Source organism: Actinosynnema sp. NPDC023794 (genome assembly GCF_040639675.1).
In the GTDB taxonomy this organism is placed as follows: Bacteria; Actinomycetota; Actinomycetes; order Mycobacteriales; family Pseudonocardiaceae; genus Actinosynnema; species Actinosynnema luteola.
In genome coordinates, this window is record NZ_JBFAFR010000001.1 from 403306 (window position 1) to 417566 (window position 14261).

General features: G+C 72.5%; 14 protein-coding genes. 7 read left to right on the top strand and 7 right to left on the bottom strand.

Annotated elements, in window-relative coordinates; all coding sequences use genetic code 11:
* Window positions 1-316 precede the first annotated feature (316 nt).
* On the top strand, window positions 317-1330 hold the full coding sequence (locus AB0H12_RS01755; RefSeq protein ID WP_499620051.1) for a TerC/Alx family metal homeostasis membrane protein: 1014 nt from the start codon (window positions 317-319) through the stop codon (window positions 1328-1330).
* A 419-nt stretch (window positions 1331-1749) separates the two neighbouring features.
* Here the strand turns inward: AB0H12_RS01755 and AB0H12_RS01760 are convergent, their stop codons facing one another.
* Complete coding sequence (locus tag AB0H12_RS01760) at window positions 1750-2532, bottom strand: MBL fold metallo-hydrolase (RefSeq protein WP_499620785.1); 783 nt, start codon at window positions 2530-2532, stop codon at window positions 1750-1752.
* A gap of 85 nt (window positions 2533-2617) precedes the next feature.
* Here AB0H12_RS01760 and AB0H12_RS01765 point away from each other — a divergent pair, with 85 nt between their 5' ends.
* Window positions 2618-3214: a CGNR zinc finger domain-containing protein gene (locus AB0H12_RS01765; protein WP_499620052.1), complete on the top strand. Its 597-nt coding sequence runs from the start codon at window positions 2618-2620 to the stop codon at window positions 3212-3214.
* A 209-nt stretch (window positions 3215-3423) separates the two neighbouring features.
* Window positions 3424-4593, top strand: coding sequence for a cytochrome P450 (locus AB0H12_RS01770; RefSeq protein ID WP_499620054.1), 1170 nt, complete (start codon window positions 3424-3426; stop codon window positions 4591-4593).
* A gap of 44 nt (window positions 4594-4637) precedes the next feature.
* Here AB0H12_RS01770 and AB0H12_RS01775 read toward each other — a convergent pair whose 3' ends face one another.
* Window positions 4638-5180 carry a TetR/AcrR family transcriptional regulator gene (locus AB0H12_RS01775; RefSeq protein ID WP_499620055.1) on the bottom strand — a complete coding sequence of 181 codons (543 nt, stop codon included), beginning with the start codon at window positions 5178-5180 and terminating at the stop codon, window positions 4638-4640.
* Window positions 5181-5265: 85 nt separating this feature from the next.
* On the opposite strand from AB0H12_RS01775, the gene AB0H12_RS01780 reads away from it, so the two are divergent.
* A complete protein-coding gene (locus AB0H12_RS01780) occupies window positions 5266-6456 on the top strand; it encodes an FAD-dependent monooxygenase (protein ID WP_499620057.1) in 1191 nt (396 codons plus the stop codon).
* Here AB0H12_RS01780 and AB0H12_RS01785 read toward each other — a convergent pair.
* On the bottom strand, window positions 6449-7507 hold the full coding sequence (locus AB0H12_RS01785) for a glycosyltransferase (RefSeq protein WP_499620058.1): 1059 nt from the start codon (window positions 7505-7507) through the stop codon (window positions 6449-6451). The genes AB0H12_RS01780 and AB0H12_RS01785 overlap by 8 nt on opposite strands.
* A gap of 119 nt (window positions 7508-7626) precedes the next feature.
* On the opposite strand from AB0H12_RS01785, the gene AB0H12_RS01790 reads away from it, so the two are divergent.
* Window positions 7627-8001, top strand: coding sequence for a DUF3592 domain-containing protein (locus tag AB0H12_RS01790; RefSeq protein ID WP_499620060.1), 375 nt, complete (start codon window positions 7627-7629; stop codon window positions 7999-8001).
* Between the two features lie 9 nt (window positions 8002-8010).
* On the opposite strand, the gene AB0H12_RS01795 is transcribed toward AB0H12_RS01790, so the two are convergent.
* Window positions 8011-9837 carry a DNA/RNA non-specific endonuclease gene (locus AB0H12_RS01795; protein ID WP_499620061.1) on the bottom strand — a complete coding sequence of 609 codons (1827 nt, stop codon included), beginning with the start codon at window positions 9835-9837 and terminating at the stop codon, window positions 8011-8013.
* A gap of 261 nt (window positions 9838-10098) precedes the next feature.
* Between AB0H12_RS01795 and AB0H12_RS01800 the strand changes: the two genes are divergently transcribed.
* Window positions 10099-11331 (top strand): S8 family peptidase, encoded by a 1233-nt coding sequence (locus AB0H12_RS01800; RefSeq protein ID WP_499620062.1) that lies wholly within the window; start codon window positions 10099-10101, stop codon window positions 11329-11331.
* A 34-nt stretch (window positions 11332-11365) separates the two neighbouring features.
* Here AB0H12_RS01800 and AB0H12_RS01805 read toward each other — a convergent pair whose 3' ends face one another.
* Window positions 11366-11989: a response regulator gene (locus AB0H12_RS01805; protein ID WP_499620063.1), complete on the bottom strand. Its 624-nt coding sequence runs from the start codon at window positions 11987-11989 to the stop codon at window positions 11366-11368.
* Entirely contained in the window at window positions 11986-13098 is a 1113-nt protein-coding gene (locus AB0H12_RS01810; protein WP_499620065.1) for a sensor histidine kinase, read from the bottom strand. The genes AB0H12_RS01805 and AB0H12_RS01810 overlap by 4 nt, the downstream gene beginning before the upstream one ends.
* Window positions 13099-13414: 316 nt before the next feature.
* Here AB0H12_RS01810 and AB0H12_RS01815 point away from each other — a divergent pair, with 316 nt between their 5' ends.
* On the top strand, window positions 13415-13993 hold the full coding sequence (locus tag AB0H12_RS01815) for a hypothetical protein (protein ID WP_499620067.1): 579 nt from the start codon (window positions 13415-13417) through the stop codon (window positions 13991-13993).
* Here AB0H12_RS01815 and AB0H12_RS01820 read toward each other — a convergent pair.
* On the bottom strand, window positions 13933-14229 hold the full coding sequence (locus tag AB0H12_RS01820; protein ID WP_499620068.1) for a hypothetical protein: 297 nt from the start codon (window positions 14227-14229) through the stop codon (window positions 13933-13935). The genes AB0H12_RS01815 and AB0H12_RS01820 overlap by 61 nt on opposite strands.
* Between the last annotated feature and the right edge of the window lie 32 nt (window positions 14230-14261).

Below are 14261 nucleotides of genomic sequence, written 5' to 3' on the forward strand. Positions count from 1 at the left end.
GTCCTCGTCCGTGCTCCGGGTGCGCCCCGGCCATCGTCACCTGGACTCGGTCTCGTCGCACTTCGACGGACTCCGCCGCACGCCGCTCGGCGTCCACTTCGGACCCGTCCTCCCCGGCCGCCGTCGTCGGAACGCCGGCGGACCGTCCCACTTCTTGACCATCGCTTTACTCAGCGGACGCGGTGCCCGATACTGGTGTCGAGGGGAGTACTTCCCAAGTGCCCGGCCGGTCAGTACGGACATCCCGAGAGGTGTCCCCGGTGGGCCGCCCGCCAGGGTGAAGGAGACCTCGGACTGCCACGTTCGAGGAGCCTTGATGCCTGTGCACGTCGCCGTCGCGGCGAGCCCCGCCGACTCCGTCGGTTCGCCCGGTCTGTGGTTGATCAGCATCGCCGTCCTGGTCGCGCTGCTGATCGCCGACTTCGCGGTCACCCGCCGTCCGCACGACGTGTCGATGCGCGAAGCCGCGGGGTGGTCGGTGTTCTACCTCGCGCTGCCCGTGGTGTTCGGGCTCTGGCTGTGGAACGCCGCCGGCAGCGACCGCGCCCTGGAGTTCATGACCGGGTTCGTGGTCGAGAAGTCCCTGTCGGTCGACAACCTGTTCGTGTTCATGCTGCTGCTCGCGGCCTTCGCGGTCCCCACTGCCGTGCAGCAGCGCGTGCTGCTCTACGGCATCGTCGGCGCGTTGGTGCTGCGCGGCGTGTTCATCGCGGCCGGCGCGGCCATGCTGTCGGCGGGCACGTGGGCGTTCCTGGTGTTCGGGCTGGTCCTGTTCGCCTCGGCGGTCAAGCTGCTCCACGACGCGGTCAGCGGACCCGCCGCCGAGCGTGACGTCTCCCGGATGCGGTCGGTCCGGCTGTTGCGGCGGCTGATGCCCGTCACCGACGACTACCGCGGCACCCGCCTGACCGTGCGCGAGCACGGCCGACGCGCGCTCACCCCGCTGGCCGTCGTGGTGGTCGCCGTCTTCGCCACCGACGTGGTGTTCGCCGTCGACTCGGTGCCGGCCGTGTACGGCATCACCGACGACCCGTACCTGGTGTTCGCCACGAACGCGTTCGCCCTGCTCGGCCTGCGGGCCCTGTACTTCGTGCTGCAGTCCGCGCTGGCCAAGCTCGTCCACCTCAACCACGGGCTGGCGATCATCCTGGCGTTCATCGGGGCGAAGCTCGTGCTGCACTGGGCGCACGGCATCTGGCCGGGCGTGCCCGAGATCCCCACCCCGGTCTCGCTGGCGGTGATCATCGGTGTGCTCGCCGTCGTCACCGTGACCAGCCTGCGCAGCCGGCGACGCGCCGACGAGCAGGAGGCCGCCTCACCGCCGGGCTGACCGGTCGCGCGCGCCGACGACCGCGGGCACGACGGCCAGTGCCAGGGCGTCATCGTCATGATCGCGACCATGACGAGCTGGGTGGGCACCATGACGAGCACGCCGACCCGCGCACCGGGCCCGTGCCGTCCGACCGCCTCGCGCGGCCGGTCGTCCGGCTGGTCGAAGGCCGAGGCGGCGTCCGCGCGCTTGGGAGAGGCGCCCGACCGCGAACGCCGCCAGCGCGGTACCGGCGGTGCCCACGGCACTGGGCGTCCCGGCGAGGCCGGTGGAGCCCAGCACGTCCTGCGCGAGCAGTGCGCCGACCGTCACACCGGCCGCCAGTCCGGCGCCGCCGAGCACCTGGGCGACGCCCAGGACGACCAGGCTGCGGCGTTGCGCGGCCGTGACGTCCCCGACCGGCGTCGGCCTCGACCTGGTCAGCCCCGGTCACCCAGGTCGAGGCGGTCGAGCAGCCCGGCGGCGGTGAACGCGGCCACCAGGTCGTCACGGCCCTCGGTGAAGTGCGCCCAGCTGTCGTAGTGGACGGGCACCACCTGGCGCGCGCCGAGGATCTCGGCGGCCTCGGCGGCTTGGGCGCTGTCGAGGACGATGACCGCGCCGTCGAACAGGATCGGGAACCGGGGAGCGCCGGCGAACAGGATGGCGGTGTCCACCGGGCCGAAGCGCTCGGCGACCTGCCGGACCGCGTCGAGCGAGGCGTTGTCGCCGCTGACGTAGACCGCGGGCAGGCCGTCGCCGGTCAGCACGAAGCCGACGACCTGGCCGGTGAGCGGTTCGACCTCGGCGCGCGCCAGCGGACCGTGGATCGCGGGCACGCCGGTCACGGTGACCGTGCCGCCGTCGGGGCGGTCGAGCCGGACGGACTCCCAGTCGGCGAGTCCCCTGGCCCGACCGCCCAGCCGCTGTGCGCCACCGGGCGTGGTGAGGGTGAGCGGGACGTCCGCCAGCAGCGCCCGGCCGGCGCGGTCGAGGTTGTCGGGGTGCTCGTCGTGGGAGAGCAGGACCACGTCGACGAGGCCCAGGTCAGCCGGTGCGGCGGCGGACGGGGCCGTCTTGGTCAGCAGGCCGCGCGGCACGGGGTAGTCGCCCGGCGCGTCGAACGTGGGGTCGGTCAGGAAGCGCAGGCCGCCGTACTCGAACAGCGCGGTCGGACCGCCGAAGACGCGGACGGCGAGTCGTTCGCCGGTGGTGCGGGCCATCATAACCTCACGGATGATCAAGGGGTTATCCGTGAGGGACGGTAGCCCTTTCTCACGGAAGAGCACAACTCGTACCATGAGAGCCATGACGGACGCCCTGGTCGACGACGCCGCGCCGCCGCCCGCACCCGGCGCGGAGGACTACCTGGCCATCGACTTCGTCAACAGCGCCGTCGCGCTGCCCGGCGGGCAGTTCACCGACCTCCTCGGCACGCCCGGGGGCACGAACCAGTGGCTCTTCGAACGCGGCCTCGCGCCGGCCGACGCCGGGGTGCGGGAGATCTGCGCGTCACAGCTGCGCTCGTTGCGCGAGCAGCTCAGGTCGCTCTTCGCCGCCCGCGTCGCCGGGGTGCCCGCCCTGCCGGCGGCCCTGTCCGCCGTCAACGACGCGCTGAGCAAGGCCCCGACGGCCGCCCTGCTGCACTGGGACGAGCGGACCGGGCCCTACCGCGCGACGCCGTGCCCCACCAACGAGATCCTCGACCGCGCGCTCGCGACCCTCGCCGCCGACGCCGCCGACCTCCTCACCGGCCCCGACGCCGACCGCCTGACCCACTGCGGCTCGACCCCGTGCAACCGCTACCTGCTGCGCCACGGCCGCCGCCACTGGTGCTCCACCCGCTGCGGCGACCGCGCCCGCGCCGCCCGCGCCTACGCCCGACGCACCCGGAAGGCGGGCTGACCACCCGCCACCACGACTGTCCTCTGTGGACAGATTCGCCACGACCCGCCGGCTCGCGATCTCCCGGTCGCAAGTGGACACGGAGGTCCACCACGCGACGTGACGGAGCGTGTCCGAGCGGCACGCGTCATCCCACGTTGGTGGGATTCGGGCCGGCGGCGGGTCTTTCCGCGCCGAAAGGTGGCACCGTGGTCTTGGGGGGAATCGCGATGAGCACCGAAATGCGCAGGTTCCGGCGGGATCCGTTGGCTTCGATCGAACACCTGCGTCGGCGCGCCCGGGCACCGCTGTTCCGGCTGCCGTGGGGCGACTGGTGCGTGGGCGACGCGGACCTGGCGCGGACGGTGTTGCGCGAGCCCGGGTTCACCATCGGGATGTCCGCGTTCTTCGGGAGCTTGCTGCCGTCGCGCTCGGACCAGGTGGCGGTCGGCCGCGCGGTGCGGGACCTGCTGCGGGCGCGCGTGCCCGACTTCCGCGAAGGGCTGGCCGCGGCGGTGGCCGAACTGCCCGCGACGAGCAGGTGGCCCGCGGCCGGGACCGCACTGGCGCACCGGTCCCTGGCCGACCTGCTGCTGCACCCGCGCACGCCGTCCCGGCTGCGGCGGTCGGTGGAGCAGGCCGCACGCGGCGGCGTGCTGATCCGCCCGCCGCACGTGTGGCAGCGGGCGCGGGCGGAGGTGCTGCGCGGCAGGCTGCTGGCCGCCGTGGCCGAGGAGGTGGCGGAGCGTCGGGCGAGCGGGACCGGCGAGCCGCGCGACGTGCTGGACGCCGTGATCGGGACGAGCCCCGACGGGGTGGCCGACCAGGCCGTGGCCGAGCTGTTCGTGCTGCTGTTCCGGGCGATCGTGGCGCCCGTCGGCTGCACGGTGGCGTGGTCGGTGCTGCTGGCCTGCCTGCACGCGTCGGGCTCGCCGTGGCCGTGGCCGGTCGACCGGGTCGTGCGCGAGGCGTTGCGCCACCGCCCGATGGCCTGGATGGTCGTCCGCCCGGCGCCGGCCGGGTTCGGCGACGTCCCCGTGCGGGCCGGCGAGGTGCTGTCGGTCAGCCCCTACCTGGCGCACCACGACGAGCGGCACTGGACCGACCCCGACGTGTTCCGACCCGACCGCTGGGCCGAACCGGACGGGCACGGTCCCTACCTGCCGTTCGGCACGGGTCCGTTCACCTGCGCCGGCGCGCTGCCGGCCCAGGTCCTGATCACCGCGACGGTGACCGCGCTGACCGACGGCGCCCACCTGACCGTCACCGGAGGCGACGAGCGGCCGGTCCTGGCCGACGGCCTCGTCCCCCGACCGTTCACCCTGCACCGGAACGCGGAGGAGGTGGACGACCATGACCGCTGCGTTGCGACGCGTCTTCACGAACCAGACCGGCCGTAGGTGGAACCGGGAGCAGGGCTCAGCGGCCCGGGTGACCCGCGGGGTTACCCGGGCCGACCCGTCAACGCGGCGTGGGCGGCGTCCACCGCGGCCCTGCGCAGGGCGTCCACCGGCTCGTCGGCGAAGACCAGGACGCAGTCGGCCAAGCCGCCCAGCGCCACCGTCGCCCGGGTCGCGTCCGCCAGCGACGGGTCGTCGCCGACCAGGAGCGCCGCCAGCCGCAGGCGCCAGTCCAGGACGCGGTCGACCAGGCCGAGGTCGGCCAGCGCGACCAACTCCCGCACCATGAGCGCGACGACCTCGCGGTGCTTGAAGTGGAAGTCGAAATAGCCTTCCAGCAACGGTCGCGGACCACCGGGCGGACGGGCCTCCAGTTCCGCCACGAACGCGTCGCCGTCCTCGATCAACGGCTGGACGATGCTGCGCACCAGTTCCTCGCGCGACGCGAAGTGGTAGTAGAGCGCGGGTTTGGTGATCCCCAGGCGGTCCGCGATCTCCTGCAGGCTGGTGCCCCGCACACCCCGCTGGAGGAACAGCTCGCGCGCCACCGCCTGCGCGCGCGCCTTCGTGTCGGAGCCCCTGGCCATGGCGCTCAGCTTACCGAGCGTTCAGTAAGGCGTTGCGCGCCGAAGCGCACCGCACTTACCATCCGTTAAGTAAGGGAGGGGTGTCATGGGGGTTCTCATCTCCGGCGCCAGCGTCGCGGGTCCGGTGCTCGCGTACTGGCTGACCAGGCACGGGTTCGAGGTGACGGTGGTCGAACGCGCGCCCGGGCTGCGCAAGGCCGGCGGGCACGCGGTAGACCTGTTCCGGCCCGCGATGGACGTCGTGGAACGCATGGGCGTGCTGCCGAAGATCGTCGAACGGGTCACCGGCACCGACCGGATGGTGGTGCACAGCCCGGGCAAGAAGCCCGTCGAGCTCGACCTGGCGCGACTGTTCGACGCCGTGTCGGACCGGCACGTCGAGATCATGCGCGACGACCTCGCAGAGGTGTTCTTCGACGCCACGCGCGCCGACGTGGAGTACGTGTTCGGCGATTCGATCACGTCCGTCTCCGATGACGGCGTCGTCACGTTCGAGCACGGCCCGACGCGGCGGTTCGACCTGGTCGTCGGCGCGGACGGGTTGCACTCGAACGTGCGGCGGCTGGTGTTCGGCGACGTGCCGGGGCTGTTCATCGGCGCGTACTTGGCGGTGCTGTCGCTGCCGGACCACCTGGGGCTGGAGAACAGCACGGTCGCCCACGCCGACGTCGACCGGATGGCCGCGATCTACCGTGCCGAGCACCTGCCGGACGCGCGGGCGGTGTTCCTGTTCCGCTCGGAGCAGCCGCTGGAGTACCACTACCGGGACGTCGCGCGGCAGAAGGAGTTGCTGCGCGAGGCGTACGCGGACATGGGAGGCGAGGTGTCGCGGTGGTTGGCGCACCTCGACGGCACCTTCTACTTCGACTCGATCACGCAGTTGCGGATGGACACGTGGTCGCGCGGCCTGGTCACCCTGGTCGGCGACGCGGGGTTCTGCCCCGGTCCGGCGGTCGGCGGCAGCACGAGCCTCGCGGTGGTCGGCGCCTACGTGCTGGCGGGCGAGCTGGCGGCGGCGGGCGGTGACCCGGCGGTCGCGTTACCGGCGTACGAGGCGGAGATCGGCGACTACGTGCGGCGCAGCCGGGTGTTCGCGGTGGGCGCGGCGAAGCGGCTGATCCCCGGCAGCAAGCGGGAGCTGTGGGTGATGCGGCAGGCGATCCGGGCGTTCGGCCACCTGCCGCTGCCGCTGGGGCGGGCGCTGGCGCGGATGAACGGCAACGGCGTGCGGCTGCACGATTCCGTGGTGCTGAAGGACTACGCGGCGGTCAGGTGAGCCGGTCGACCACCTCGGCCGGTGACGGCATGGTGGCGATCTCGATCGCGAGGCGTCGGGCGCCCGCACGGGCCGCGTCGTCCACGAGCAGCGCGCCCGCCGCCGCCGTCACCGCTTCGCGGCTGAGCTCGTCGGGCAGCAGGCGCGCGCCGGCGCCCGCGTCGAGGACGGCCTGGGCGTTGGTGAACTGGTCCGCGCCCTGCGGCAGGAGCAGTTGCGGCACGCCCGCGGCGAACGCGCCGAGCATCGTGCCGCTGCCGCCGTGGTGCACGACCAGGTCGACCACGCGCAGCAGGCGGTGCTGCGGCGCCCACGCCGTCAGCCGCACGTTGTCCGGGGCCGGGCCCAACGCCGCCACGTCCACCACCGGCCCGGTCGCCACGACGACGTCCACCGGCAGCGCGGCCAGCCCGTCGACCGCCTGCCGCAGGACGTCGGTCGAGGCGTAGGCGGTGCCCAGGGTCAGGTACACGAACGGCCGTGAGCCCCGTTCGGGCACGTCGCCCGGCCGTGACCACCCGACCGGTCGCAGCGGGACGCGGTCGGTGGCGCGGAACTGCGGCGACTGCACCGAGTCCGGGCAGATGTCGACGCTGCGGGCCGGCGGGGGCGTGACGCCGAGTTCGGCGGCCAGCGCGTCGAACGACGCCACCATCGCCGCCGACATCGGCCCCGGCGACACCCGGCCGAAGGTGTGCGCGATCGTGGGCACGCCCGCCGCCGCGCCGGCCAGCGCCGCGCCGAGCGTGGCCAGGTCGTGGACCAGCAACTCCGGCCGGTGGACGCGCAGCAACGGCGTCAGGTCGGCGAACCACCGGCGGGGCAGCACGTCGCCGATGACGTGGCCGATGCCCCGCTCGGTGGGCTCGACCCCGGCGAACGCCTCCGCCATGCCCATCCCGGCGGGCACGGCGCGCAGCCCGGCTTCGCGCAACGCGGGCAGGAACGGCTCACCGGCGGCGAACACCACGTCGTGCCCGGCATCGCGGGCGGCGAGGGCCAGCGGGATCGAGGGGTAGGTGTGTCCGTGGGCTGCGAGCGCAGCGAACATCAAGCGCACTCTCCAGCCTACCGCCGGCAATCCGCACGCCACCGGCGTTCATCACCCGGTGAGGTGACACCCGATAAGATCCGCTTGGGGGTCGGTCGCTTGACACAGGGGGAACCGCGGTGCTCAGAGCTGTGATCTTCATCGTCTCGGGTGTGGCCATGATCGCGTTCGGCGGCTGGCTCGTGCTGGACGACCGGCGCTTGGTCGACACGCAGGCCGAGGTGGTCAGGGTCGCCCAAGCGGACGGCGGCGACTGGAAGTCGACCGTGCGGTTCACCACGACCGACGGCGAGGAGGTCACCGAGACCCTCCCGCCGTCCGACCGGAAGCCGGCGCGGGGCGACCGGGTGCAGGTCAGCTACCGGCCGAACAACCCGAGCGCCGCGCACTTCCCCGAGGACGGCCAGAACCTGTACCTGTGGCCCGGTATCGGGCTCGGGCTGATCGTGGTCGGGGCGGGGTCGGTCTTCTGGTTGCGGCGCCGTCCTCGCTGACGCTCACGCTCACCACTGGATGTCGCTCAACGCCTCCAGCGGTGCGCGCTCGTCCAGGGATTCCGGCACGACCAGGGTGTCCGCCGCCGTCAGCGCCGCCGGGAACGTGAAGCCGCACCGCTCCTCGACCTCGCCCAGTCGCACCTGGAACACGCGGAACTCGTCCAGCTCCAGCGACTCCAGCTGGTTCAGGTTCTGGGTCAGCACGAACGCCCGCGCCTTCAGCGCGCCCGCCGAGGTGAACGCGATCACCTTCCAGTACTCGCGCGGCAGCGCCACACCGCGGAACACGCGGTCGTCGGACCGGAACACCGGGCCGCCGCAGACGCTCACACGGAGGTCGTCGACGTCCACGTCGGACAGCACCGCGTCCTCGAGCCTGCCCCACAGGCCCTGCCGCATGCTCTGGTTGAAGTCGTCCATCTGGGGCGTGATGTTGGTGAAGAAGAACGAGTCGACGTTCGCCTTCTGCGCCACCGCCTTCGGGCCCCACAGCAGGTCGGCGCGCCGGGCCAGGTGGCCGCGGTCGAGCCGGTTGCCCCGGTACAGCTCGTCGCCGACCTGGAACTCCGCCGGCAGCCTCGGGTCGAGCACGAACGGGATGCCGGTGCGGTTGATCGACTTCAGGTCGCCGCCGTCGATGTTCCACGCCACCCAGAACGCGAACCGCCGCGACTTGCTCTGCGCCAACGAGAAGTGCGTGTAGTCGACCACCACGGACCCGTTCAGCTCGACCGCGTCGGCCCGCGCCGCCTCGCCGAGCTCCGGCACGCCGACCGGCGTGCCGAGGAAGTTCTCGTCGAACCCGACCAGCGCGGCGGCCTCGACCTTGCGCGGCGGCGTGAGCGTGATGCCCAGCTTTTCGAACACCGAGCCGGGCAGGCACGCGAGCGCGTGCTCGTCGGGGCTGTCGCCCGCCTCGCCCGCGAAGTGCAGGCCCGCCATGGTCTTGCCGGTCTTGCCGTTGGACGCCTTGAACACCCACGCGGAGCCGGAGTCGCCGCCCATGCTGATCTCGCCGTCGGCGGCGGGCCGCGCCGGGTCCGGCCCGATCTCGAAGCAGCCGATCTGCCGCTGGCCGACGCCGGGGCCGTAGTCGATCTTGACGAGGGTGTCCACGCGCCGGACCACGCCGTGCGTCACGCCGGTCGTCCTACCGCTCTTGACGACCTTGTCGCCCAGTTCGGGCTCGCCGATCCGGTCCACGCGCACGCCGAGGTCGAGGATCTCCGCCTCGAACCGCCGGTCCTCGATGGTGGCGATGGCGCAGTCGCCCGCCGCGCCGAGGTGCGAGCGGACGAGCCGGCCGAGCCGGTTGCGGTCGGTGCGGTTGTCGTCGTGCACGCCGGGCTGCACCACGTCCTCGCCCAGCGCGCCGTTCGGGCCGTGCAGGACGTGCCAGTTGCTCAGCGCGTACGGCGTGCCGTCGACCCGGTCGTAGACGACGCAGCCGAACGTCCCCGCGGAGACGCGCACGTGCCCCACGCTCACGCCCGGCGCCACCGGGTCGACCCGCGTCTTGCGCACGTCGCTGACCGTCTCCTCCACCACGTGGAAGTCGACCCGGTAGTCGCGTTGCAGCACGTCCGTCGGCACGGGCACGCCGTCGACCTCGATCGTCTCGGGCAGCAGCGCGGTGCCGAGCGCGCGCAACGCCTCGGGCTCGGCCTTCTGCCGGACGGTGAACTGGATGGCGATCTCGTCCGTCGGCTTGCCGTCGGCCACCTTGTAGCCGATGCCGATCGAGGACACGTTCGGGTCGCGCAGGTAGTCGGCGCCCTTGGTGCGCACGAACCGCCTCAACGACGACGGCAGACCGTTCTTCTTCTTGACCATGAGCGCAAACCCCCTGTGTGTGCGCGCCGGTGGCCTTGCTGTCGACGTCACCTGATCCGGTGTTAGCCCGAACCCGCTACGTTCACCCATTCAGCCTAGTGACTGACCACCAAATGCAGTCTGCACCCCCGAGAAGGCTGAAAGTTGACCATCGGACGACTGATCGTTGAACTCTGATCGGACCTGTCGCCGCTCCTGTGCACGTGCTGTGGTTCAAGGACGAGCACGTTCCCCGACGAAACCCTGCTTGTTGGAGGAGCCGTGAAGATCAGACACGTGGCGGTGGCGAGCGCGCTGTTGGCCGGCCTCGTCACCCCGACCGCGTACGCCGCATCGGCGCCGTACGCCGCCCCAGTGCTGCACGCCGACCGCGCACAGGCCGTAGCCGGCAGCTACATCGTGGTGTTGAAGCGGCACGAGGACCTGGCCGCCACCCGGTCCGCCGCTCCAGACGTCACGTTCACCTACCGGACGGCCCTGCCCGGGTTCGCGATGCGCGCGACCGCTTCGGAGGTCGCACGGCTCGCCGCCGACCCCCGCGTCGCCTACATCGCCCAGGACGCACGCGTTCGCCTCACCGCGCACGACCACCCCGCGCGGCCGTTCACCGGACCGGACGTCACCGCGCAGGACCTCGTGGTCCAGCCCGACCCGCCGTCGTGGGGCCTGGACCGGATCGACCAGCGCTCCCTGCCGCTGGACAAGAAGTACTTCCACCCGAACACGGCGTCCACCGTGCGGGCGTACGTCTTCGGCACCGGCATCCGGTACACGCACCAGGAGTTCGACGGCGCTGCCGTGCCGGGGTTGGACACCGTCGGCGGCGTCACCCCGCCCGGCAACGACTGCAACGGCCACGGCACGCACATGGCGGGCACGGTCGGCGGCCGGACCACCGGCGTGGCGAAGGACGTGACCCTGGTGTCCGTGCGGGTGCTGAACTGCCAGGGTTCCGGCACGTACTCGCAGATCATCGCGGGCATCGACTGGGCGACGCAGGACGCGGCGGCGAGCGGCCGGCCGGCGGTCGCGCTGATGACGCTCGGCGGCGGGGCGAACCAGGCGTTCAACGACGCCATCACCAGGTCGATCAACGCGAACGTGCACTACTCGGTGGTGTCCGGCAGCTCCAACGCCAACGCGTGCGGCTACTCGCCCGGCAGCACGCCGTTGGCCACCACCGTCGGCGCGACGGACGCCAATGACGTGAAGGCGAGCTTCTCCAACTTCGGCACGTGCATCGACGTGTGGGCGCCGGGCGTGAACATCACGTCGGCGTGGGGCACTTCGGACACCGCGTACTCGACCATCAGCGGTTCCACGGCGTCCGCGCACGCGGCGGGCGTGGCGGCGCTGTGGCGGCACCGGTTCCCGGGCGACTCGGCGGTGGCGGTGGCGGAGGCGTTGCGGGCCAACGCCACCCCCGGCGTGATCACCAACCCCGGCACGGGATCGCCGAACCTGTTGCTGTTCATGGGGATGGTCCCGGTGTAGGCCTGTTCCGGCGCAGGTCTCCCCCGGCGCAGGACTACAGGAGGCCCCGGTCGCGGGCGTAGACGGCGGCCTGCGTGCGGTCGCGCAGGCCGAGCCGCCCGAGGATGCGGGAGACGTGGTTCTTCACCGTGCCCTCGCTGAGGTGCAGGCGTCCGGCTATCTCGCGGTTCGTGCGTCCCCCGGCGACCAGCCGCAGCACGTCCACCTCGCGTTCGGTGAGCCCGTCCGGCCGCTCGGTCCCCAACGCGGACGCCAGCCGAGCCGCCGCGGCCGGGTCGAACTGCACCACGCCCGAGTGCGCGAGCCGCACCGCCGCCGCCAGCTCGACGGCCGGCCGGTCCTTGAGCAGGTAGCCGCTGGCACCCGCCTTCAGCGCCCGGACCACGTACCCCTCGTCGTCGAACGTCGTCAACATGACCACCCGCGCCCGCTCACCACGACGGCGCAGTTCCGCGAGCGCGTCGATGCCGTCCATCACCGGCATCCGCACGTCCATCAACACCACGTCCGGCTCTTCGGCGACCACCAGCTCGACAGCGGCCTCCCCGTCCCCGGCCGCGCCGACCACCGCGATGCCCGGCTGGATGTCGAGCAGGGCGGCGATGCTCTCGCGGATGAGCTGCTGGTCGTCCACCACGACCACGCGCACGTCGCTCACACGGTCCCCCTGGGCACGACCACCGTCAGCCGGGTGCCCGCGCCACCGTCCACCTCGACCGACCCACCGACCAACCCGATCCGCTCGCGCACCCCGCGCAGGCCGAAGTCCTCCCGTTCCGCCGAGAACCCGGGCCCGTCATCGGCGACGACCAACCGCGCCTGCCGGGGTCCGCAGTGCACGGTCACCGTGACGTCCGAGCCGCCGGCGTGGCGCATCGCGTTGGTGATCCCCTCCTGCGCGGCCCGGTAGAGCGCCAACAGGGTGCCGGGAGCGTAACGGGATTCATCACCCGTGCAGGCGACGGACACCCCCAGCCCACCGGCCAGGCGCGCCAGCGACTCAGCCAACCGGAAGGGCTCACGCATGGCCCGGACGGACGTGCGCACGTCCTCCAACGCCCGCCTCGCGGACTCCCGCGCGTCCTCGATCGCCTGATCCGCCACCGCCGCGTCCCGTTCCCGGAAGACCGACGCCTTCTCCAGCAGCACCGACACCGCGGTGAGGTGGTGCCCGAGCCCGTCGTGCACGTCCCGCGCCACGCGATTCCGCTCGGCGGCGGCCGACAGCTCGGCCATGGCCAACGCCAGCACGAGCCCGATCCCGAACATCAACAGGTCGGACACGTGCTCGACCGACCGCGTCCACCCCGGCTCGGTGAGCTGGAACGCAACCACCAGGAAGGCCGCCGTACCCACCCCGACCCCGACCGCCACCACCCGCCCGAACGCGAAGTACGCGCCGAACGGCAAGAGCAAGAACAACACCCGCGCCATGCCCGACCCGTCGGCGAACGCGATCACCACCACCAGCCCCGCCTGAACCGCCAGCACGACGACCGCCCGGTACCGCGACCCGACTGCCGCCGAATACCGGGACTCGGCGGCCGAGCGCCGGGAATCGACCGCCGTGCGCCGGGGGCCGAACGCCGACGGTCGCGAACCGAGCGCCGGATACCGCGACCCGAGCACGTCGACCAGCACGAGCGCGACGAGACCGGCGACGAACGGCAGCCACCGCGTCTCCCCGAGCCCGGCCAGCCCCGCGTAGCCGCCGGCCACCATCACCACGCCGCACAGCAGCGGCGACAACCACGACAGAGGACGCACACCCGCAGGCTACGTCGCACGCCCCTGATCCCGCGCCTGCCGCCGGAGGCCGGAGGCCGGAGGCCGCCAGTGATGGAGCGCCGCAGGCCCGACCCGCCAGTGGGCACACGCCGGTGGTGAGGGGCGCAGGCACCGGTGGTTGAGGGCGGCCTCTTCGTTCAACCGACGTTCGAGGGCTTCGAAAACGGCGTTCTGGTTGATGCGCATCGTGAGGATCACCCGATAGTGGCAGTCGGCGGCACGTGCCGATCGGCACCCCCGACACTGGCCGCTCGGCACTCCCAGCGCCCCGACGTGCGCGAATACCGTCCCCACCATGACGTTCCTGCTGCGATTCGGCGCCTTCTGCGGCACGCTCTCGGGCCTCTTCATCGCCCTACCGGGAGCGATCGAGGCGTTCACCGGCGAGACGACCGCCACCAGCCTGGTGCTCGGCGTCTCCCCCGCCCTGGCCGCACCGCTCGTCACCGCCCTCTACCTCAAACAACCCCGCACCGCCCTGAGCTCCACCGGCTACGCGGCGAACATCGTCGGCCTCGGCCTGTTCGGCGCGGCGGCCTACGCGGTGAACATCGTCCTGTTCCACCTCGACCAGCCGACGCTCGCCGCACCCGCCACCACGGTCCTCGCCGCCGGCGCCCTGGTCTTCGCCCTCGGCACGGCCACCTTCGCGATCAGCATGATCAAGAGCCGCGTCCACCCGCCCGTCCCGGTGTGGACCTACGCCATCGCCCTGCCGGTCTTCACCTTCGCCACCCGCCTGCCGGACTCGCTGTTCACCAGCGCCCTGCACGTCGTCGTCGGCGGCGCGCTGGTCTGGCTCGCCCGCTCGGTCTACCCGGCCAACCGCCCGGCCACGACCAGCAGCAGCACGATCACCGCGAGCGCCGCGTAGGGCACGTACACCCGAGGCCGGCCACGAGTGCCCGCCCACGTCAGCACCGCCGAGGCCGCCCACACCAGCGCGGTGCCACCGGCGGCCACGATCATCGGCACCCGCCCGTACGAACACACGCCCGACACCGAGTAGTCACAACTACCCGTCGGGGTGAACGCCATCAACCCGTACACCATGGCGATCGGCGCGAGAACGCACAGCAGCACCGTGCCGAGCACGGCGAACCCTTTCATGGACCCGCACGGTAGCAGCACCACCGTGCGGG